Origin of the sequence: Candidatus Jidaibacter acanthamoeba (genome assembly GCF_000815465.1) — a bacterium.
Lineage (GTDB): Bacteria > Pseudomonadota > Alphaproteobacteria > Rickettsiales > Midichloriaceae > Jidaibacter > Jidaibacter acanthamoebae.
Window position 1 is genome coordinate 40,717 of record NZ_JSWE01000096.1, and the last position, 22,215, is coordinate 62,931.

General features: G+C 33.3%; 22 protein-coding genes and 1 tRNA gene. 18 read left to right on the plus strand and 5 right to left on the minus strand.

Annotation, left to right across the window (positions count from 1 at the left end; all coding sequences use genetic code 11):
* Nucleotides 1-142 precede the first annotated feature (142 nt).
* The 4 genes from NF27_RS04410 to dnaK all read right to left on the minus strand — a co-directional run bounded on the left by NF27_RS04410 (nt 143) and on the right by dnaK (nt 5,659).
* Nucleotides 143-1,321, minus strand: a complete 1,179-nt coding sequence (locus NF27_RS04410; protein ID WP_161791800.1) for a hypothetical protein — start codon at nt 1,319-1,321, stop codon at nt 143-145.
* Nucleotides 1,322-1,762: 441 nt separating this feature from the next.
* Nucleotides 1,763-1,839: transfer RNA gene (locus NF27_RS04415), tRNA-Arg, on the minus strand.
* Between the two features lie 168 nt (nt 1,840-2,007).
* A complete protein-coding gene (locus NF27_RS04420; protein ID WP_039456289.1) occupies nt 2,008-3,597 on the minus strand; it encodes an ankyrin repeat domain-containing protein in 1,590 nt (529 codons plus the stop codon).
* Nucleotides 3,598-3,748: 151 nt separating this feature from the next.
* A complete protein-coding gene (dnaK, locus tag NF27_RS04425) occupies nt 3,749-5,659 on the minus strand; it encodes a molecular chaperone DnaK (protein WP_039456290.1) in 1,911 nt (636 codons plus the stop codon).
* Between the two features lie 276 nt (nt 5,660-5,935).
* On the opposite strand from dnaK, the gene NF27_RS04430 reads away from it, so the two are divergent.
* Together NF27_RS04430 and NF27_RS04435 are read left to right on the plus strand one after the other, a co-directional pair.
* Nucleotides 5,936-6,310 carry a hypothetical protein gene (locus tag NF27_RS04430; protein WP_039456291.1) on the plus strand — a complete coding sequence of 125 codons (375 nt, stop codon included), beginning with the start codon at nt 5,936-5,938 and terminating at the stop codon, nt 6,308-6,310.
* Entirely contained in the window at nt 6,285-6,470 is a 186-nt protein-coding gene (locus NF27_RS04435) for a hypothetical protein (RefSeq protein WP_039456292.1), read from the plus strand. The genes NF27_RS04430 and NF27_RS04435 overlap by 26 nt, the downstream gene beginning before the upstream one ends.
* Nucleotides 6,471-6,543: 73 nt before the next feature.
* On the opposite strand, the gene rpsU is transcribed toward NF27_RS04435, so the two are convergent.
* Entirely contained in the window at nt 6,544-6,741 is a 198-nt protein-coding gene (gene rpsU / locus NF27_RS04440; RefSeq protein ID WP_204367865.1) for a 30S ribosomal protein S21, read from the minus strand.
* Between the two features lie 197 nt (nt 6,742-6,938).
* Here rpsU and NF27_RS04445 point away from each other — a divergent pair, with 197 nt between their 5' ends.
* The 16 genes from NF27_RS04445 to NF27_RS11140 all read left to right on the plus strand — a co-directional run bounded on the left by NF27_RS04445 (nt 6,939) and on the right by NF27_RS11140 (nt 21,983).
* Complete coding sequence (locus tag NF27_RS04445; protein ID WP_053332606.1) at nt 6,939-7,832, plus strand: DMT family transporter; 894 nt, start codon at nt 6,939-6,941, stop codon at nt 7,830-7,832.
* A 154-nt stretch (nt 7,833-7,986) separates the two neighbouring features.
* A complete protein-coding gene (locus tag NF27_RS04450) occupies nt 7,987-8,364 on the plus strand; it encodes a hypothetical protein (RefSeq protein ID WP_039456293.1) in 378 nt (125 codons plus the stop codon).
* A 210-nt stretch (nt 8,365-8,574) separates the two neighbouring features.
* Nucleotides 8,575-9,126, plus strand: coding sequence for a hypothetical protein (locus NF27_RS04455; RefSeq protein ID WP_039456294.1), 552 nt, complete (start codon nt 8,575-8,577; stop codon nt 9,124-9,126).
* A 175-nt stretch (nt 9,127-9,301) separates the two neighbouring features.
* The gene (locus NF27_RS04460; RefSeq protein WP_152606842.1) at nt 9,302-9,592 is read left to right on the plus strand and encodes a hypothetical protein; all 291 of its coding nucleotides are present in this window, start codon (nt 9,302-9,304) and stop codon (nt 9,590-9,592) included.
* A gap of 299 nt (nt 9,593-9,891) precedes the next feature.
* Nucleotides 9,892-11,415 (plus strand): hypothetical protein, encoded by a 1,524-nt coding sequence (locus NF27_RS04465; RefSeq protein ID WP_039456298.1) that lies wholly within the window; start codon nt 9,892-9,894, stop codon nt 11,413-11,415.
* 157 nt (nt 11,416-11,572) lie between these two features.
* Nucleotides 11,573-13,243 carry a hypothetical protein gene (locus NF27_RS04470; protein WP_039456299.1) on the plus strand — a complete coding sequence of 557 codons (1,671 nt, stop codon included), beginning with the start codon at nt 11,573-11,575 and terminating at the stop codon, nt 13,241-13,243.
* A 257-nt stretch (nt 13,244-13,500) separates the two neighbouring features.
* The gene (locus tag NF27_RS11130) at nt 13,501-14,112 is read left to right on the plus strand and encodes an OmpA family protein (RefSeq protein WP_053332573.1); all 612 of its coding nucleotides are present in this window, start codon (nt 13,501-13,503) and stop codon (nt 14,110-14,112) included.
* 243 nt (nt 14,113-14,355) lie between these two features.
* Entirely contained in the window at nt 14,356-15,381 is a 1,026-nt protein-coding gene (lpxD, locus tag NF27_RS04480) for a UDP-3-O-(3-hydroxymyristoyl)glucosamine N-acyltransferase (protein WP_039456560.1), read from the plus strand.
* Nucleotides 15,374-15,841: a 3-hydroxyacyl-ACP dehydratase FabZ gene (fabZ, locus tag NF27_RS04485; RefSeq protein WP_039456301.1), complete on the plus strand. Its 468-nt coding sequence runs from the start codon at nt 15,374-15,376 to the stop codon at nt 15,839-15,841. Before lpxD ends, fabZ begins: the two co-directional genes overlap by 8 nt.
* On the plus strand, nt 15,831-16,652 hold the full coding sequence (lpxA, locus tag NF27_RS04490) for an acyl-ACP--UDP-N-acetylglucosamine O-acyltransferase (RefSeq protein ID WP_239647819.1): 822 nt from the start codon (nt 15,831-15,833) through the stop codon (nt 16,650-16,652). The genes fabZ and lpxA overlap by 11 nt, the downstream gene beginning before the upstream one ends.
* On the plus strand, nt 16,652-17,476 hold the full coding sequence (locus tag NF27_RS04495; protein ID WP_039456303.1) for an LpxI family protein: 825 nt from the start codon (nt 16,652-16,654) through the stop codon (nt 17,474-17,476). Before lpxA ends, NF27_RS04495 begins: the two co-directional genes overlap by 1 nt.
* 18 nt (nt 17,477-17,494) lie before the next feature.
* The gene (gene cmk, locus NF27_RS04500) at nt 17,495-18,151 is read left to right on the plus strand and encodes a (d)CMP kinase (protein WP_039456305.1); all 657 of its coding nucleotides are present in this window, start codon (nt 17,495-17,497) and stop codon (nt 18,149-18,151) included.
* Between the two features lie 20 nt (nt 18,152-18,171).
* A complete protein-coding gene (locus tag NF27_RS04505) occupies nt 18,172-19,908 on the plus strand; it encodes a 30S ribosomal protein S1 (RefSeq protein ID WP_053332575.1) in 1,737 nt (578 codons plus the stop codon).
* A 235-nt stretch (nt 19,909-20,143) separates the two neighbouring features.
* Nucleotides 20,144-21,247 (plus strand): hypothetical protein, encoded by a 1,104-nt coding sequence (locus NF27_RS04510; RefSeq protein ID WP_039456306.1) that lies wholly within the window; start codon nt 20,144-20,146, stop codon nt 21,245-21,247.
* Nucleotides 21,248-21,366: 119 nt separating this feature from the next.
* Entirely contained in the window at nt 21,367-21,690 is a 324-nt protein-coding gene (locus tag NF27_RS13010) for a phosphotransferase (protein WP_053332576.1), read from the plus strand.
* A 65-nt stretch (nt 21,691-21,755) separates the two neighbouring features.
* The gene (locus tag NF27_RS11140) at nt 21,756-21,983 is read left to right on the plus strand and encodes a protein kinase family protein (protein WP_053332577.1); all 228 of its coding nucleotides are present in this window, start codon (nt 21,756-21,758) and stop codon (nt 21,981-21,983) included.
* Nucleotides 21,984-22,215: the final 232 nt, after the last annotated feature.

Here is a 22,215-nt window from a genome sequence, read left to right on the forward strand (position 1 = left end):
TCTTTCTCTTTATAAATTATTAATTTGAATAATATCAATTTAGAGCATTTATCTCAATATAATTGATATTAATATTTTAGTTTCTTATGTGTAAAAAGTTTACACTCTAAACATCAAGCAGTTTTTTTAACTTCCAATGCTATTATCCCCTGCCTTTATCCTGTTTTTCATCTTTTTTACCAAAAACAAAAGGTTTGATTTTTTCTCTCGGTTTTATTGAGAAACTCATTAAACCCGTTTGAGTTTGCTGTGGTTCCTGCTTATCTTCTTTTTGCTTTTTAGCTTTTTCTTGGCTGGATATGCTACTACTTGTACGAAAAGTGGTGGTTTGCTTATCAACTTCTGTTTTAGTTTTAGTAACTTGATCTACTTTGCGTTTTTGCGGGGTACCGGTGTCAGATAAAGATAATGAAAATTTACTTTCCGCTAATGTGCGGCTTTGGATCTCTTTAAGTTCTTTTGTAGTATAGGCTTCTTTCTCACCGATATCTTCACTTCTTCCTATTTGAGAGTCTGCAATGCTTATATGTTTGCTTTCATCTTCTTTTGGGACACTGGGTGTTTGAGTGACATTAATCTTAGAAGAACCCAAGGTAATTTTATGGCTAGAATGATCATAGGTAGATATGGTTTCTATCATTTGACTAAAATCTTTGTTATCTACTTCAGCAGCATGGAAAATTTTATCACGCCAATGTTTACTCATTCCTAATGAAGTATCTACTTGTCCTTTAGCTACTAATGGTTCTGATATTTGGTTACAAGCTTCTCCAAAACATCCTAAGCAATATAATATTGCTTCTTTATTTTTGTATTTTGAACTTAAAAAGTTATCAACTTTCATGCGCTGTAATTGCATATCAGAATAATATGCTTGGTAAAGTTCGGTTGTTGAAGGGATAGTTCCCTGGTTAGTTTGTTGAAAGTGAAAATGTAGATTCTCCCACCGTTCATTTGTAGCTTGCGATGAATACTTGGAATTATTTTTGTATATAGCGTAATTTCTTAGCTTAACTAGTAATATACCATTATTTTGAGCTAAGTTATCTGCCTCAGCATTTACAAAATCAACTATACTTTGTTTGTCAATATCAAAATATCCATGCACTAAACCATTCCGCAATATATTCAAATTAGGATATTTTTTACTGCTCGGATCTTTAGATTTATCTTCCTGGACTCTTGTTTCTAAAATTCTTATTAAATGGTACATTGCAGCATTATATTGTTGAGAGAGAGGATTATTTTTAAATTCATCCGTATTCACTAATTCTTTAAGTATTTTGCATCGCTTTTCAATGCTCATAGTTTTTTTTGGCATATTGCTATATTATTGTTTTTATAATTAATATTACAAATGTTAACATATTTTTTTATAAAAATCCAGTTTGACTAAAAAATTTTAAATAACTTAATTAATAATGCTACTTAGAAGTATTCTTTAGTTAATTTTAGTTGATATATAGGAGGTAACACATTTTTATGAAAGAGAATTTAAGTGGGCATATTCATAAGCTTTTTTAATAAGATACAGATAATCTATGTTCAATATAAGGAAAAAAAAAAGACGGTTGAGAAGAGGGAGGCTGAGAATTAAGTTACACGCTATTGATATCTTACATCAAAAAATTAATGAAATTATTTCTAATAAAAAGAATAAATTTTATAACTTGTATAATATTAATTTATATAGAGTGTAGAAAATATGTAGAAAATAAAGAGTTAGTAAATATAAAATAAATATTGTAACCTAGGTATTGCCTGGTGCGCCCGAGAGGAGTCGAACCCCTAGCCTTTAGATCCGTAGTCTAACGCTCTATCCAGTTGAGCTACGGGCGCTTTGTAAGCTAAAGGGAGAATTTAATAATAAAACTCGGTTATGTCAAAGGAAATATAAAGTGATGTATAAATCTCTATATTATAAAGGGTGCTAAACTAATTTATAATTATAAAATTTTACCTTTTTCTGAAAATGTTCTGCTCTTGCTTCCCGCCTTTTTTGTTAGTTTAGGAGATGATAATAGGAGAATTCGGCTCTAAACCCTTTTTCCGTTTATATAGTATGGAAGAAGCATGCCGTTTTGTGAATGAATTCTCAACAGGTCTCTTGTAAGAAACTTGAGGTGGCGCCATATATCTGATTTCTTCAATTGTTGATATTATTACCTGATTTCTAAGTATGGTTGAGGTTTGCATACCACTACACATAACACTTGTAGGGGGCGGTTGGAAATTTTGAGTTATTGTGTTTTCTTTGCACGGTTCGGCTATTCCTAATTCTGCTTCTAAGGCATATACTCTTTCTTTTAATTTTTTAATTTCTTCCTTTTCAAGCTTATCACGTTTATATATTTCTCTTAATTCTGCTTCATAAGCAGCGGCGCCATCGGATAAGATTGCTCGTGTGGGCATGATATATTCCGGATAATTTAACCCTATTTTTGCAGCACTGGCCGTGTTTAAACCATTATTATGACTAATTATGAATAAATTTATCAAGTGTTTTTTTACTTCGTCAAAATCATACAGCTTAGCTAAATCTAAAGGGGTATTACCTTCATTATCTCTAATATTAATTTTTGCTTTTAAATCATATAAAAATTTTATCTCATCTTGACTGTGAATATTATATAATACGGCAATATGCAAAATAGTTTGGCCGTCTTCATTTTTTAAATTTATAAATTCAGGAGACGCTTTTAATATAACTTTTAACTTAATATAAATATTTGTATCGTTTTTAATATTACTTAAAAGATTTATATATTTTTTGATTGTTAAAAAATCACCTAGTCTTTTGCTGACATCTTGCGGGGTTTTACCTTTATTATCTTTAACATTAATGTCAGCACCTTTTTGTAATAAAATTTTTATTAATTTCGTTTCACCGTAAATAGCCGCTAAGTGCAATGCGGTATGCCCATTGTCATTTTTAAGGCTTATAAATTCAGGGTTACTTTCTAAAATTAAAATAGTTTTATTAAAAATATTATTTATATAAGTTATTCTATCTCTTATAAACATAATTTTTTCAACTATACATATTTTAATATTATTTAAGCAATCAACGTATTCTTTTGCCTTTTGAAGTAATTCAGCTATATCCTCAAATATAGGTTCTCTGCTAAAACTGCTCACTTTTCTGTTTTCCTTAATTAACTCAATTTGTCTTAAAGGGTAGGTTAAAGCCAGATCTAATGCAGTTCTATGTTCGCTGTCTCGAGCGCGAATATTTATATTTGGTATTTTAATAAGTAATCTCACTATAGAAAGACGTCCGTTCTTGGCAGCCAAATGCAAAGGAGTTTCTCCTCTGGAATTTCTCGTATTAACATTTGCTCCTTTTTTTATTAAAAATTTTGTAAAATCTTTATTTCCGTAAAGCGAGCTTAAATGTAGGGCTGAAAAATTATTACTATTTTTAATATTAATATAAGTGGTGTGACTCTCTAAAAATTCTTTAATTTTTTGTATCCCTTCAGTTAACATGCCATAGCGTTTGTTTACTACTCTATCTAATAAACTTATATAATATTGTATTGGAGTTAAAGGCACGGAAGTTTCAGCAGTATTTCTAACAGAGTTATAATTTTTCATTTCACCCTTGAACTAATATAGTAAGAAAATTGCCATAAACATTACTATATTAAGTGAAAATTTAATATAACTTTATTAATTAAGAAGACCGAAAAATAAAAAAAGCCGGAGGAAAGCTCCGGCTCTTGAAATAAAAGTATAATATTAAATATTATTTCTTTTCATCGTCTTTAACTTCTTCAAATTCGGCATCTACAACTTTTTCATCATTTGTATTATTTGAAGAAGCATTATCCGCTCCCGGTGCATTTTGAGCCTGGGACTCCTGATACATAGCCTCGCCGATCTTCATTGAAGCTTGGCTTAAAGTATCCGTTTTAGCTTTAATGTCTTCGGCATCTTCACCCTCTAAGGCTTTTTTCAAGGCTTCGATTGCAGATTCAACTTCAGATTTGGTTTCAGCTGCAACCTTATCACCATGGTCTTTAAGGCTTTTTTCAATAGAGTAGATTAAACTATCCCCATGATTTTTAGCTTCAATCAACTCTTTGCGTCTGGCATCTTCGGTGGCATTTTCTTCAGCATCTTTAACCATTTTTTTTATTTCCTCATCGGATAAGCCGCCGGAAGCTTGGATAGTTATCTTCTGCTCTTTACCTGTTGCTTTGTCGGTTGCTGAAACGTGTAATATACCGTTCGCATCAACATCAAATGTTACTTCAATTTGAGGCATTCCACGCGGAGCAGGAGCTATCCCTTCTAAGTTAAATTGGCCTAAGAATTTATTAGCTGCCGCCATTTTTCTTTCACCTTGGAACACTCTAATGGTTACTGCGCCTTGATTATCTTCAGCAGTAGAGAACACCTGGCTCTTCTTAGTCGGAATGGTAGAGTTCCTTTCAATAAGCGGGGTAAACACTCCACCCAAAGTTTCAATCCCGATTGATAGTGGGGTAACATCAAGTAATACAACATCTTTAACTTCGCCGGTTAATACCGCGCCTTGAATCGCAGCCCCGATTGCAACTACTTCATCAGGGTTCACACCTTTATGAGGCTCTTTACCAAAGAATTGCTTAACGGTTTCTATAACTTTCGGCATTCTGGTCATGCCGCCTACTAACACAACTTCATCAATTTTGCTTGCATCAATGCCGGCATCTTGAAGAGCTGCTTTACAAGGATCAATAGTGCGCTTGATTAAATCATCGACTAATCCTTCGTATTTAGCTCTGGAAAGTTTTATATTCAGGTGTTTAGGCCCTGTGCTGTCCGCTGTGATATAAGGAAGATTTATATCGGTTTCAACTGTATTGGAAAGTTCAATTTTAGCTTTTTCAGCCGCTTCTTTTAAACGCTGAAGTGCTAACGGATCTTTACTTAAATCAATACCGCTGTCCTTTTTGAATTCTTCAATTAAGAAGTTAAGTATTCTTAAGTCGAAGTCTTCACCGCCTAAGAAAGTATCTCCGTTGGTAGATTTAACTTCAAATACACCTTCGCCGATTTCAAGGATGGATACATCAAATGTACCGCCACCTAAATCATATACAGCGATAGTTTTAGTGCCTTCTTTATCTAAACCGTATGCAAGCGCGGCAGCAGTCGGTTCATTAATGATTCTAAGTACGTCAAGCCCTGCGATTTTACCTGCGTCTTTAGTTGCTTGCCTTTGTGAATCGTTAAAATAAGCAGGAACGGTAATTACAGCTTTAGTTACTTTTTCACCTAAATAGCTTTCCGCAGTTTCCTTCATTTTTTGTAAAATAAATGCACTGATTTGGCTAGGTGCATATTTTTCACCCTTGGCTTCCACCCATGCGTCTCCGTTTGTAGCTTTTACAACTTTATAAGGTACTTTGCTTGCCAACTCTTTAGTTTTCGGATCATCAAAATTACGTCCGATCAACCTTTTTACCGCAAAAATCGTGTTATGCGGGTTAGTTACCGCTTGGCGTTTTGCCGGTTGACCGACTAAACGCTCACCTTTATCTGTGAATGCAACTATTGAAGGTGTGGTATTTGCGCCTTCGCTATTATGAATTACTTTAGGGTTGCCGCCATCCATAATTGCTACGCATGAGTTGGTGGTACCTAAATCTATACCAATAACTTTACTCATATTTTCCTCAAAAATTATTAAATAATATTTTATGAAGTGTATATAGTTCGTACATTTTTGATTACAAGGGTAGGACGAATAAAATTTTAAACTAAAAATATTTATTCTAACTTTAGAAAAGTAATATGAGATAATATTTTACTCATTCATATACTTCAGGTAGAAAAGTAATATTATTATTAAACTTTAATATTATTTTGGAGTTCAGCTTGTTATAAGAATAGTTTTATAGTATAATTTTTATCAATAGCGGTGAAATATCAAAGATTAAATATTATGACCAAAAAAAATAAAAAAACATTGTCTTTGAGTAAAGAATTATATAAGGCGATAGATTCAGCTGCATATCTTATTTCTAAGATTACAGGTCAGGATATCTCCCTAATTAAATCTAAAAATGAAACCGAGATCCTTCAGTACTTAAACTTTCTTTTAGAGTCTGAAAAAAAAGAAGAGAAGTTTTTAAATTGGCGAAATGATAAATCTTCAAGTCATGATGTGAATACTGATAGCCATGGTTATCAAATGGTAGCTAAGGGAATATATAATACTAAGTATAAAGCATACGGCACAAATAAATCTTTACATGATTTCATAAAGTTTTTTTTCGGCTCGTCTTGGAGAAATGGCCTTTCAAAGAGCAGTGAATAGCCGGTTTTCCGCTAATCTCTCAAACCCTTATGCAAGTATTGCTCAGCCCATTGAAACCAATGTTTCCAGAGTTAATTTAAGCGGATTGAACTTACAAAATTTGTTATCACAAATTCCGATACTTAGAACTAATGATAATATTCCCTCCAGAGGAATTTAAATCTAATGATTCGTTAATAAAAAAAAGGGGCTTTAAAGCCCCTTTTTAAAGACATCGGTCATATGACTAAAACTTAATCATAATTTCTTTTCCTGTCTAATTTTCTTCTTCTTCTAAAGGCTTCTTGTCCTTTACGAACTCGAACTTCGGAAGGTTTTTCGTAGAAACGACCCATCTTCATAACTTTAAAAACGCCTTCTCTTTGCATTTTTTTCTTTAAAGTTTTAAGTGCCATATCCACGTTATTGAAGCGAACTAGTACCTGTACCAATGTAACAACCCCCTTTCAGAAGGAATATAAGTTATAAAAAAGATGCATAAAGCATCCCATAATACTTATTATTATACATGAAATAAGCTTTAAATCCATATAATTAATCCTAAGTTAAAAAAGAAATTTCTCTAGCTTTTTGGATGAGTTATATTATAAATGCTGCAAAAGTTGATTTAATTGAATTTTGTAAAACTATGACTCAAATTGATTCGCTTGTTGAGAATAAGCAAAAAAACCTAACCTACTTACTTGGAGTGCTTTGGTTTATAATGAATTTAGTCGCCAGTGTTTTTAACGATGTGATTGTTAAGTTCGTGGGTCTAAGGTTACCTTTCGCCGAAGTTGCCTTTTTTAGATTCTTTTTCGGCACTTTAAGCTTAGTTCCATTGATTTTATATTACGGTAAAAGTTCTCTTAAAACTTCCAGAATAAATGTACATATAATAAGGGGTGTTATTTTATTTTTTGCAATAAGTATGTGGTCATGGGGGGTTAATACCGTGCCTATTACGGTTGTGACTATTATGGGGTTTACTATCCCTATGTTTGTATTAGTGCTTGCTCCGCTGTTTTTAAAAGAAAAAGTGAGTCAGGAGTTATGGCTAGCCACTCTTATCGGGTTTGTCGGAGTATATGTTACTTTAAATCCCCATCATGTTTCATTTAATCCGTATAGCTTAGTGTTGGTGCTTGCTGCTCTTATGTTTGCTTCGCTCGATATTATAAACAAGAAGTTTGTAGTGCAGGAAACCATGATAGGAATGTTATTTTATTCTGCGCTTGTCACTACTCTGCTCGGTGCATATCCGGCATATAAAGTTTGGGTTGAACCTACTGCTAAAGAAGTGCTGCTCTTAGCTTTGCTCGGGGTAGGGAGTAACTTAATTCTTTATTTTATATTGAAAGCCTTTACCTTGGTTAATGCTTCGAGTTTATCTCCATATCGTTATCTTGAACTGGTGTTTTCCGCTTCAATCGGTTATTTGCTGTTTGCCGAAGTGCCGCATGCTACTACGCTTATCGGCTGTGCAATAATTGTGCCGGCTAATTTTTATATTGCTTATTGTAATATAAAAGCCAGAAAATAGTATTTATTATACTTATATAGTAGGAAGTTTGTTAATAAACTGTATACAATACAACAGCTGAAGCTTAATATTATAATACTTTAAATATTGTTTGCTCTGATGTTATTATAAGTTAGATTTAAATATTACTTATAAATAAATTAATAAAGCATATATGGTAAATATATATAATACTGCCCAGCCCAGTAAAGTCTCCGGCATTTCTGACGACAATAAATGCATAACCGATATAGAGTTACAAAACTGTTATATAGACAGTTTTGCCATTCTTGTCATACCTATCATACTTTTATCTTCATCTTTCTGCGGGAGAGTTAGTATTACAATAACCGCAGTAACTTCGGTATTTGCGGTTACCAAAGCGGGAGGTTGCTACCTTAAAGAAGTATGTGCTGAAATTAACGAAGGAAGCTATGAGCTAATGCAGCCTCAAATTCAGCATATAAGAGATTTTGAATTGCCTTATTCTGAAGATGATATGAATATATCCGACAATAATACTTATATATCGTTATATATCGGAATCGAGTGAATATTATTAGGCTTAAGGCTTAATTTATTTAAACATACTATCTCAATGTCAATGAGTACCTTAATAAAATTTTAAACACTAGAACTAGAACATTTTAACTTATACATGAATTTTAACTATCTTTAATGTATTAAATTAGTTAAACACTTATTAGGTTAGCGATATAACTTAATATACTACTTCATCTAATTTAAGTTTAGGAGGTTCATTATGATCAAATATTCGCGTAAATATACTCATAAATACGATAAACAAACTAAAGCCCCGGGAGATTATGCATTTAAGATTGCAGAGAAAATTGCTCCTGAGTCGGATGTTTTAAAAGCATCATTTGTAACACTCAGTACGCTTGCTCAAGGAGCGGTTATAGGAGGGATGGTTTCAATATTTACTACTCCGTTAATAGGTGTGCCGGTAGGTTTGTTATATGGTTCATATATAGCTAACAGTGATAAATTATTTAACCTTTATGAAAAAGCCGTTGCCAAATCCAGCGTTGAGGATTCAACAATTAATACTTTTGTAGGACTTGATGCAGTTAACTCCGGAAATCTTGAATGTGCAGAAGCTTCTGTCCCTAAGATTGATGGATCTGTAACTAATGCAAATACATATTTTGCTCCGTCAGTTATAAATGATACTTACACTGCTGAACCTATGCATTACATTGATTTAGCTAAGGTAGGGCAGTTTTTGAATGCTGATGCTGATTTAAAACCTGTTGAGTTATTTTTAGGTTATACTATTGAAGTAACATTATAATATAAACATATTATAAGATTGCGAAATAGTTATGAAATAGGCTTAAGTATAATTTTCTCTTGAGCTTATTTTAAAAATCGTTTTTTTAAAGTACTGTTTATTAAAAGCCGAAATGATACTGAGCTTGCAAGAAATATCTTAAAGGATTCCGTCATAATTTCTAAAGATGGCTTGGATGAATTCAGGAAGCCCGATTTTACAACCGAAAATACAACAAACTTCATCTGAAAATTTAATAGCATCAAGAAAAGAAGAAAAGGGTAAAGAAAAAGAAGACTTAGGCACTGATACTGAAGATGAAATAGATAATAGAAAAGATATAGTAGTAATATCTCATGTAGGCTTAATAAAAAGAAAGTGGGTAGATAAGGTTGTAAACAAGAATGCTGATACTGCTGAAAAGTCTTCCAAAAAGCCTAAAAGCTATGTTGCAGAAGAAACAAAGCCTTCAGGTTCTACTGGTTAAAGGGAATCATTAAAAAGAAGCAAACAATCAAATGATTTATCCAGAACATAAGAATTAAATTACTTTCATTTTTTAATATTTTTTTAGTCAAGAATATAATATTTATCTTTACTCAACAAGCAATTCCGTAAGTGATACGAGCGGTGAAATATCGGATAATTTTTATAAATAACATAATTTTAGATAACAAACTCTATTTTAATGAATAAAAGTCATTAATAAATATTTAATAGCTTTATCCTAGTCTTTTTATTAAATTTAGTTAAAATGCTCGAATTATTAAATATTTAATGTTTACTATGAGAGTTGATAGAAATACCTGTGATAATTTAATTGTAATCAATACAATTGACTCGCCTTTATTTAAACATATTGAAATTGCTGCCGAGTTTATTAAAAGTCTTGAGGAGCAGGGTTTTAAAAATATTGCATTAATAGTCCAAAATCGAAGTGTTTCAAAAGAATATACAAACTATTTTCCTAAGCAAAAAATAATTATCGGAAATCAACGTAAAGTTGAGGTTGCAAAGAATATTTTAAAAGAAAATATGGTTAACGATATTCCTAAACCTGCTATTAATATACTTACACCCTATATTATATCGATTGATCAAGCTAAGAAATTTTTTGATGTTAAGGATTTAAATAAAGCTTTGCTTATTAATTCAAATATAACATTTAAGGAAATTTTGACACAGTTATTATTTAGATCTTTTTGCGGAGTTATGACCTGCTTTGAAAATCACGATGTCTCTATTAATCAAAGTGCTTTATCTGCAACGGCCGAAGCTATAAAAACTAATTTTACGGATATAAATGATAGATTTGTTGTTACTTTAATAAGGCCTCAGCATTTAAATAATTCTAATAACTATCCTCCTATTTTCCCGCCTTCTCCTGCTATAAAAACTAAGATTCCTACTTATACGGTTTTTAGAAGCACACCCTTTGTTTTTGCTTCGGCAAGTGATATTTCGGTTATTAGTCAATCTTATAAGAAAGCTTTTACGGAAGAGCAGAGCCGTAATGATCGTTTTTATTCCATTAATAAAATAACTCCTGAATTCCAGGCGAAGCTTTGGGAGTATATTGAAAGATACTCAATAATTTTAGGTAATATAGCTAAAGTTTCCGCTATGCATAAAATATTACTAGGCTTACCTAATAAAGCGGATTTTCAAAATGTTACCAAAAAATACATTACAGCCATAGTTCCGGTTATAAAATCTTCTTTGTTGAAAATTGAAGAGGAAAAAAACTTACCATATATGGCAGAAGCTAAATTATATCTATATTTACAAGATGGTCTTAATAAATTTTATGACTTAATATACTATTTAGATCGAGAGATTCATCACCTTATAAATAATTATACTTATAATTTTGCAGAAAATTTCATTAATTTGCTATCCTCAACATTAGTTGAATTTGAAAAATTTTCAACCATCCCATCTGCCGAAATGCTTGTTAATAATATGAATTTAATAAACTTAAGTTCACGCTTGAATGCAGGGCAAACTTCCTTGGAGAATCCGATTTTGTTGACGGAAGAAGAAAAGGAGAGAGGAATAGAAGATTTAGGTACCGATACTGAAGATGAGTTGGATGAAAAAGATGAGGACGTAATAATAACCGGTGTTATCACAAATAAAAGAAAATATAATATAGATGATTCTGAAAATAAAAGGATAGAAGAAAGGCCTTTGAAAAGACCTGTAAAATATACTTTTCATAAAGAAGTAAACTCTGCCGGCTCGGCTGCTCTTAGGGAGTTATCAAGAAGAAATGAAAAATTAGTGAGTGGTGAGTTACGCGGAGTTTAAAAAATTGTAATATAAGTTGGGTTTCTTTTTTGGGTACTTGCATAGGCGAGTATACTTATTATTATGTGAAAAATTATTAACCTTAAATAATGTTTTACTGGCTTCTCATTTAATAAATAATTAATATATACCTAGGAAATATATAATTGGTGTTATTATGAGAGCAGGCAAAGAAACTCAAGGTGCTTTAATTATTGTGAATTCAACTTTATTTAAAGATATCAGCAATGTGAGTACTTTTGTTAAGAGTTTAAATCGTTTCGGTTTTACCAATGTTTCCGTAATAGAGCATGAAACTACCATAGAGCAATATAAAGCACAATTTCCGGAGCAGACTTTCTTTGCGGAATACAGTAATAATGTTGAGCTTGCAAAAAATATTTTGAAAGGGGCGGTTAATTGTTTTTCAGTAGAAGAGCTAAACAAGGCAACACCGTATATCACGGCAATTGACAGAGCAAAAAAGCATTTTAAAATTTCTGATTCGAAAAAAATTTTACTTGTTAATTCGGATTGGAATGATGAATTTTTTATAAAAATATTACGGGATATTCACATGTGTGAAACCACAACACGCTTTTCAAATTATGATTTTTTCATTACCGAGAAAATAATAAAGCAAGTTGCAGGAGATATAAAAAATAAATTTATAAAAAAAGATTTTGAATTTTCCAGAGCCTGTAAAACTAAGAGTAACTCTATAAGTCCGCATCATCAGCCTGAAACGCTTCAACATCATCAACCTGCTATGCCTTATGGTTATTGGCTTACAATGAATCCGAGCTATCGGTATGCAATGTCGCAATACACGCAACCTATGATACCTCAATACAGTAATCAACAGCCGCAAATTTTCCCCTCTTATCCTAATATTGTCCCTAAGCCGGTAGTGCCCTTACCGCATCCTGCCTCTGGCGTATCGGTAAATCCTTATATTCAACCTGCTTCAACTTCTATGTCCTTTTGGATCAACCCTACCGCTTATATTCCTATAGAGTTGACAATTCCGGAGAAGGTTGTTCCAAAACAGTCTTCGGTAGCACGGGAAAGTTATAAATTACCGAATTTTACTACAGAAAGTCAATTGCTTCACTATATAGCAGGGTACCATTCAGACTTTTGTGAAATATATAATAAGCTAAAATCATACAAAGATTCGAATAAAATATCGGATGAAGAAGCAATTAAAACACTTATTAATAGTGCTTTAAAACCTTTGTCGGAAAAAATAAAACAATGCAAAGGTAAATATATTGTGGAGACATATGCCGATACTAAGTTAAAATCTTTTATCTTAAAGTTTCATAGAATTATATACGGAATAGATTATAGGATAAATTACGTTAAAAATTATTATACTACCGAATTAAAGGAAAAATTGGTGTTGGAGCTATTGCATTTGGTGGAAGAGGGGTTAGCCTGTTTTCAGGTAACCCTTTTAAAAGTAACTGAACTATTGCATGAAAAAACAAAGCTTTCAGCTCTAAGTGAGCTAAGTTATCCGCTCGAAAAAAATGTTAGAGAGGAGGAAAAGAAAAGCGAGAAAGGGGAGCTGGGAGAGGAGATGAAAGATGAGCTTGATAAAAAACGAAAAGAAGATGAAGTTTTAGAAAGCGGAAAAATACCTGTCATTACAGACAAAGGGAAGAGAACATGGCGTGAGATTGTCGGGATTGATAGCATTGCCGATGTTGATACACCTCAAGAAACTTTTAAAAAACCTAGAATTTATAGTTCAAAGGATGATCGGTCTTTAAATTCAGCTGTTGCACAAGAATTATTAAGACGAAATAAAAAATCAGGTGACAAAATAATTGAGAGAGTTTAAAGGTTGAGAAAGAAAAGTAACTTTTTCACATTTTATGGTATTAAGCTTTACTTTAAAAATTATTAATAAACTATATACGATGCTTAAAATTTATAAGATGTAATTGAGATGAAAATACTGATTTTTCTAAATAAAAATATTAAATAACTTGCTCAATTATATTAAAAAATTTTAAATTCGTAATTTTATTAGTTGTATTTTTTTTAAAAATGTGAAACACTTGAAATGTAAAATGTCAATGTATGAATGAGGTTTCAATGAAGAATAATTACTCTACTTTAATAAAAAGTTTTCTGTTTGCTTTACTACTTGCACCTTTCTCTATGAACTTAGCGCATGCATACTCCACTCAGGACGTAGTTGTAAGCGGAAATGGAGATAAAGTTCGTACCGGATCCGGTGATTGCTTAAGAAGCAAATGGGATGTAGGTAATGACAGATGTATCGATGAACAAGAATCACAACCGCAAATTAAAGTTGTGAGAAAAGTTATCGGAATGGATGAAAGAACAGTTTACTTTAACTTCGACAGTTCTGTAATTACTGAAGATGAAAAATATAAACTTAATGCTCTTGCGCACACTTTAAAGGAGCACAACATTAAAGCAGTTAAGATTTTAGGCTTTACTGATAGGATTGGTTCTGATGCTTATAACTATGCATTATCTAAAAAGCGTGCTGATGCCGTTAAGAACTACTTAGATTCTAAAGTAGCTATTGATAGTAGCATTCTTATTGAAAGAGGCTTAGGTAAACAGCAACAAATTAAACCATGCGACGGTGTTAAGGGTAAAGAGCTTATTAATTGCTTGAAACCAAACCGTAGAGTAGTAGTTGAAGTAGATTATTTGGACAAAGTTTCTAACTAATAATCTATTCTAAATTATACTGTTTTTATTAAAAAGCTCCTGTATACATATGGGAGCTTTTTTAATAAGTATATGTATAACATTCAATAGAAATTTAATTATCTTACTTTATATATAAGTATAATGGATTTAATTTTTTAAATAGCTAAACTATTAAAGTATAATATTGACAATAGTATTTAAAACTTAGATTATAGTTTTTGTCAAAAAACTATAATGAATTATATAAGATATAAATATATTATGCCTGACTCAAGATTTTTTAAAAATAAGGGTTCTTTTAGTGTAATGGAAATTGCACAAAGATTTAATTGTGAAGTTATTGGCGATAAGAACCGAATAATAAAAGATATTGCAACCCTTGAAAATGCAAAAGAGGGGGATATAAGCTTTTTATACAACCCTAAATATATAGAACAAATTAAAACTACTAAAGCTTCCGCTTGTATTATTGATGAAAAGAATATTCCGGTTGCACCTCCGCATCTTACTCTTTTGGTTACCGACAGTTCTTATGTGCTGTATGCAAAGATCACCTCATTATTTTACGGTGCAGCAAACTTAATAGCTAATATTTCTTCAACTGCTGTAATTGCAAAGAGTGCCAAAATAGGAGAAAACGTTACTATTGAAGACTTCGCCTTTGTGGGAGAAAATGCGGAGATCGGAGATAATGCTTATATCGGTGCACACACATATATCGGAAATGGGGTAAAGATAGGCGATAATTCAACCATACACCCACAGGCCTATTTAACTTATTGCACAATAGGCAGCAATTGTATTATCCATTCGGGAGTAAAAATCGGGCAGGACGGTTTTGGTTTTGCAGTAGGTAAAGAGGGTGCTGAAAAAGTTTTACAGTTAGGTTCGGTAATAGTCGGTAACAATGTTGAAATAGGTGCTAATACATGTATTGACCGTGGTACGATTGAAGATACCGTAATAGGTGATAATACTAAAATAGATAACCTTGTGCAATTAGGCCATAATGTGGTAATAGGGAAAAATTGTTTTGTGGTTGCTCAAGTTGGTATTGCAGGCAGCACAAAAATCGGCGACGGGGTAATGATAGGCGGGCAGGCGGGAATAGCAGGGCATTTAAATATCGGAGACGGCGCCAAAATTGCGGCTAAATCCGGAGTGATGCAGGATGTTGAGCGGGAACAAATGGTTGGTGGTGCTCCTGCAATGAATATAAGAGATTGGCATAGGATAACCGCGATGTTAAAGAAAATGATTAAGGGTGGTGGCAGTAAGAATGACTGATTTACAGCTTCAAAATATAAATATAGAAAAAATAATGGATATTATTCCGCATAGATATCCGCTGCTGCTGGTTGATAGAATTATAGAAATGCATCCTGATGAAGGAGCTATAGCTCTTAAGAATGTAACTATTAATGAAAATTTCTTTAATGGGCATTTCCCCGGTAAGCCTATCATGCCCGGTGTGCTGATAGTAGAGGCTATGGCGCAAGCATCTGCTGTTTTTGTTGTGATAAACATGGGAGTATGCACTAAGCAAAAGCTAGTCTATTTCATGTCAATTGAAGAAGCCCATTTTAGAAAACCCGTCGTTCCGGGTGATTCTCTTTACTTACATGTCCAAAAGATAAAAAGCAGAGGAAATGTTTGGAAAATGAAAGGGGAAGCAAAAGTAGACGGAGTCAGGGTTGCGGATGCAATATTTACAGCCATGATTGTAGACAAAGAAAATGATAAGTAAAAAAGAGAGTAAAATGATTCATCCCACAGCGGTTATTTATGATGGTGCTAAGGTTGCATCAAGCGCAGAAATAGGCCCATATTGTGTAATCGGGTCTAATGTTGAAATAAAAGATGGGGTCATTCTTAAATCTCATGTTTGTGTAGACGGGTATACTGTAATTGATGAGGGAACGACGGTTTTTCCTTTTGCTTCTCTTGGTTTAGTACCGCAGGATTTAAAATATAGTGGAGAAAAATCTACGGTTTATATTGGTAAAAATAATACAATCAGGGAATATGTAACTATCCATCCCGGTACGGAGCAGGGCGGGATGAAGACCGAAATAGGAGATAACTGCCTGCTTATGATAGGGGTGCATGTAGCACATGACTGTAAAATCGGCAATAATGTTATTATGGCTAATAATGTTACGCTTGCAGGGCATGTTAATGTTGCGGATTTTGCTATAATCGGAGGTATGTCTGCCGTTCATCAGTTCGTGAGGATCGGAGCGCATTCGATTATCGGTGGAGGTAGCATTGTTGTTGAAGATGTAATTCCTTTCGGCAATGTAGTCGGGGAAAGAGCAGGGCTTGCCGGGCTTAATATCGTAGGAATGAAGCGGAGAAATTTTGATAGAGAGACTATCAAACAATTGCAAATTGCATTCAAAAGGTTGTTTGTTGATAATGATAATACTTTTGAAAGCCGTGTAAGTGACGTAGAAGAAAATTTCGGCGGTAATGAGAAAGTAAAAGAAATTGTTCAATTTCTTAAGGCGGATAGTTCAAGATCAATATGTATGCCGAAAATAAGGGATGAATCTTAATGGAAAATATAGAAATTAAAAAATTAGGAATAATAGCAGGAAGCGAATCTTTACCAAGGCATGTAGTTGACGCTGCAAAAAAGCAAAATATTGAATTTGTACTAATCGGGCTTACTGGCCAAACCAGCGAAGAGCTGTATAAAGATATTGAATACCAAACCTTCCAATTGCATTCGATAAGCAAAATAATTAAGAAGCTCAATGATGAAGGAGTTTCTCATGTAGTTTTTGCCGGAAGAGTAAAAAGGACTAGTATTTCAAAACTTCTTTTGGATGTTAAAGGGGCAAAATTATTTGCAAGCATTATGAGAAACGGGATTAATGATAATTCTTTGCTTACAACTATAGTTAATTTTTTTGAAAATGAAGGTTTTACCGTGTTGCCGGCTGAATATATAGCTCAGGATATAGTGGTAAGAAGCGGCCATATTACCAAGACTAAACCAAGTAAAGAAGCTTGGGAGGATATTAAAAAGGGTACTAAAATATTAAAAGGAATTGCTGAGTTTGATGTCGGGCAGGCGCTCGTGATACAAGAAGGATTAGTACTCGGAGTTGAAGCTGCCGAAGGGACTGACCGGTTAATTGAGCGTTGCGGCGGTATTCAACAAAAAGAAGAGCATGGGGCTATTTTAATAAAAGTTTCTAAGCCCGATCAGGATAAAAGGGTAGATCTGCCGTGTATAGGAATAAATACGGTAAAAGAATTACATAAAAACGGTTTAATCGGGGTTGCAATTGAAGCAGGTTCGGCATTAATTATTGATGAAAAAGCGACTGTAAAAGAAGCGGATAGACTAGGTATATTTATATTCGGTATTTAAATTTTAATAATATAATTTATGACAGTTATTATTGCAATTGACGGCCCCTCTGCTTCAGGCAAAGGTACTTTATCCAAAGGTTTAGCGAGAAAGTTGGGCTTTGATAATTTAGATACCGGCTCTTTATACAGAATTTTAGCATATTATGCCTTAGAAGCTGAACTTGCTTCAAATGATGCAGAAAAAATAGTCGCTTTAGTCCCCGGTATTGATTTCAGCCAGCCTAAAAACTTAATCCTTACCAGTGATAAAGTAAGTAAAATGGCATCTGAAATCGCAAGCCAACCAAAAGTGCGAGAAGCCCTGAATTCTATGCAGAAAAACTTCCCTTTAGGCAAGGCGGGAGTGGTGATAGACGGTAGAGATATCGGCACCGTAATATTTCCTGATGCTGATTGTAAATTTTTTATCACAGCAGATTTAGGAGTAAGAGCTGAGAGAAGATATAAACAGTTGCAAAGCGGGAGAAAAGATATTATATTCGACCAAGTCTTGCAAAGTCTGAAGGAGCGTGATGAACTGGATAGAAATAGGGCAATAGCACCTACTTTACCTGCCGATGATGCCATCATCATTGATAATTCCGATCTTAATGCTGATGAAGTATTACAAGTAGTACTTGAAAAGACTCTGGAGACATTAAAACATAAAAATATTAATATTAACCTTTTTTAACCAGGAGTGTCATATAATATATGGCTATCAAATCAAATATAAACAAAAATGAAGAAATAAACTTTACTGAAAGTTTTGCTCAATTGTTTGAAGACTCAATTCAAAATGAAAAGAAAGAAGGTACCGTAATCAAGGGGCAGGTTGTCGGGATTGAAAGGGATGCTGTTCTTATAGATGTAGGATTAAAAAGTGAAGGCAGAGTTCCGCTTAAAGAATTTGCATTAGACGGAGAAGAGCCGAATATTAACATCGGTGATACAGTTGATGTGTTTGTTGAAAGACTTGAAGGTAAATCAGGCAGAACTGTTTTAAGTAGAGAAAAAGCTTTACGTGAAGAAGCTTGGGTGAAGTTTGAAGAATTACAAAATAAAGATGTGAATGTTGATGGTAAAGTAATCGGCAGAGTTAAAGGCGGTTTTGCCGTTGATTTAGGCGGCTTAATTGCGTTTTTACCCGGGAGCCAGGTTGATATTCGTCCCGTAAAAGATGCTTCCGTGCTTATGAATATTTCTCAACCGTTTAAAATTTTAAAAATGGATAGAGATCAAGGTAACGTGGTTGTTTCCAGAAGAGCTATTCTTGAAGAATCGAGAGCGGAAGCCAGAAATGAATTATTATCTAATATTTCAGAAGGTTCAATCCTTGAAGGTGTGGTTAAAAATATCACTGATTATGGTGCGTTCATTGACCTTGGTTCATTAGACGGCTTACTGCATATAACTGATATTTCATGGAATAAAATTTCTCATCCTTCCGAAGTATTAAGTTTAGGACAGCAAATTAAAGTAATGGTTATTAAATATAATCCGGAAACCAAAAGAGTTTCATTAGGGCTCAAGCAACTGGAATCAAATCCGTGGGATGGCCTATCTGATAAGTATCAATCGGGTATGAGATTCACCGGAAGTGTAACTACCGTTACCGACTATGGTGCGTTTGTTGAACTTGCGCAAGGTGTTGAAGGCTTAGTATATCATACTGAAATTAGCTGGAATGCTAAAAATATTCACCCGAGAAAACTATTGAAAGCCGGTGACGAGATAGAAGTAGTTGTTCTTGAAATTGATATTTCCAAGCACCGTATAAGCTTGAGTATGAAGCAATGTAAACCGAACCCGTGGCAGAAATTTACCGATGAAAATCCGATCGGTACAATTGTTGAAGGTGTAGTTAAAAATATTGCTGATTTCGGTTTATTCGTGACTGTTAACGAAGAAAATCCGGATGCTGCAATTGATGCACTGGTTCCTGCCGTTGAGCTTACCTGGAGTGATAACCCGGAGGAAGAGCTTAAAAATTATAAAAAAGGCGATATAGTTAAAGGAATCGTACTTACTTCCGATGTTGAAAGAGAAAGAGTTACTTTAGGTATCAAACAACTTTCTACGGATCACTTTACCGAAGCTGCTGATAAGCTCGATAGGAACAGTATTGTAACTTGCACGGTAACTGATGTTAAGAGCGATGGTATCGAAGTTGAAGTCTCTGAAAATATTAAAGCTTTCATTAAGAAAGGTGATATTTCCAAGCATAAAGCTGAACAAAGACCTGAAAGGTTTGCGGTTGGCGACAGGGTCGATGCTATGGTAGTTGCTGTTGATAAAAATACTCGTAAAGTTAACATCTCTATTAAGGCTTTAGAAGCTGACCAAGAGAAAAAAGCAATTGCCGAATACGGTTCAACTGATAGCGGTGCAAGCTTAGGTGATATCTTAGGTGCAGCACTTGGCCAATCACAAAACAAAGATAAAGAATAATATTCTTTATAAAGTTAATTGTAACAAGAAGCCCTTTTGCTAATGTGGAGGGGCTTTTTTAGTGTTTTGATTTGATAAACTAATTCAAAAGACATTGCGGCTTTTATACTTTTAAATGAAAGTAAGCTAAATTTTTATTAAAATACAAAATATAGTATATAAAAAATATATTTTAAAAACCTAAATGGTAATGAATAGGGTTTTAGTATCAACCATTGTCTCAGGAGTAAATAGAATGTTGGCAAAAGATAATAGCATTAATAAATTACCTACCTTAGTTATATGTAATCATCATTATGAGGTAAAGGTAATGGAATATTTGCAAACGATGTTACCTACCTTAATTAAGGCCGGTTATAAAACTTTATGTATTGAAGGGGATCTTAGTATGAAAATAGACTTTGATCTTATTAATAAAGCTGAAGTAAATTATCTTAAACAAATAGGTATGCTTGGCATTTCAATAGATACTCTTAAAAAAATGACTTTAGAAGATTTGTATAATTTTTTAAACAATAAAAATATACAATCAGATAATATGTCAGGTTTACTTCAGCAACTTATTGAGTTGCCTGCCCATCTAGAGATATACAAAATATTTAGAACTGCTTTAGAAAACCAAATGGAGATAAAACCCGTAGAAATAAATTATCATAAACTTCCTCATGATATATTAGGGGATGATGTAGTTATGAAATTCAGAGAAAATTTGATGGCCAATCAACTTGTTAATATAAGAGTAAATTCACCGGGAATTTTATTTATTGTAGGAGTTAGTCATTATAAAGGATTAAGACAAGAATTATCAAAACTTGGTGTAGAGTTAACAAATAACTATGAATTTTTATACCCTTATACAAATAGGCTTGTCCACACATCTCAAAAGGATGAAGAATGGATGGCTTATCGCTCTGATATTGATCAAGACATAAAAGCGTTTGATCTTGATAAAAAGAATCAGGTCAATAGTCTAACCTGGATTATTGAAAATAAAATAGCAGAATATTGCGCCCGGCAAACAGATCCGATAATTATAGGTAAGCCTATTAAAAGACAGCAAGTAGCAATGCTACTAAGCGCTTTGACAGGAAAATGCTTTCAAGCTTATTTAAGGGAAGGAGATAATTTTATTGTTGATGCTTTATATAAACTACCTTTAACTAAAACTGACCCTGAAAACTATATGCGATATTTATCAGAAAAAGTTAAATTACCTTTTTCTTTGTACATACAAGATGATGCTACATACTTATTAATTAAAGATATCAATAATCCTAAGGTAGCTGACCTTATTGCAGAAAGATCTAAACAACTTAAAGAGAGCGGTAGAAGTTATTAATGAATTGCTAAGATATAAATTTATATTTAGTTTTAACTTTAAAACAGTAAGCTTATATGGATCAAACATGGGAAAGAAGAAACGGATTTTATAATCTTACTATTAATCAAATTTAAAATTTGTCTAAAAAAGCTCTAAATAGGGATGATATAATTGATGCCTCTCTTGTGCGCCGATTAATTGCCGCACAATTCCCGCAGTGGGCGGATCTTCCGATTAAACTAATGCGGCCTGAAGGATGGGACAATAAAACTTTTCGCCTTGGTGATCAGATGACTATTCGCCTTCCTAAGGCTAGAGAATATTCTCACCAAGTTGAAAAAGAGCAGTATTGGTTACCAAAACTTGCGCTGCTACTGCCGCTTCCTATTCCCGCTCCCTTGGCAATGGGTAAGCCAACTAAAGAGTTCCTTGGCATTGGTCTATTTACCAATGGCTTATAGGTGAAACTGCCTCACCTGAAAGTATTATAAATTTAAATGAATTTGCCGTTGCGCTTGCGGGCTTTTTGATTTCTTTACAAAAAATTAATACTGATGGCGCACCCAAAGCAGGAATACATAACTTTTATCGCGGCAGAGATATTTCTATATATGATGCTGAAACTCGACAAGCTATTTCAATTTTGAATAATAAAATTGATGTTAAGCTAGCGACGGAAATATGGGATAAAGCTCTGACATCAAGCCGGCAAGGTTTTCCGGTTTGGGTTAACCGGGGATATCAGTATTGGTAACCTATTGCTAAAAAAACAGTCAACTAAGTGTGGTCATTGATTTGTGTATTGGTGACGCTATTTGTGATTTAGCGATTGCTTGAATTTAAAATAGTGAGAATGGAGGCTCAATTATCTTTTTATTAGAAAGAAGAATTGTAAATCTTATTTCTTAATTGCTTAGCAACAATTAAATTTCTAAGCCAAAATGTTAAAGTTAGCATGTATTTATTGCTTAAAAATAGATATAGAG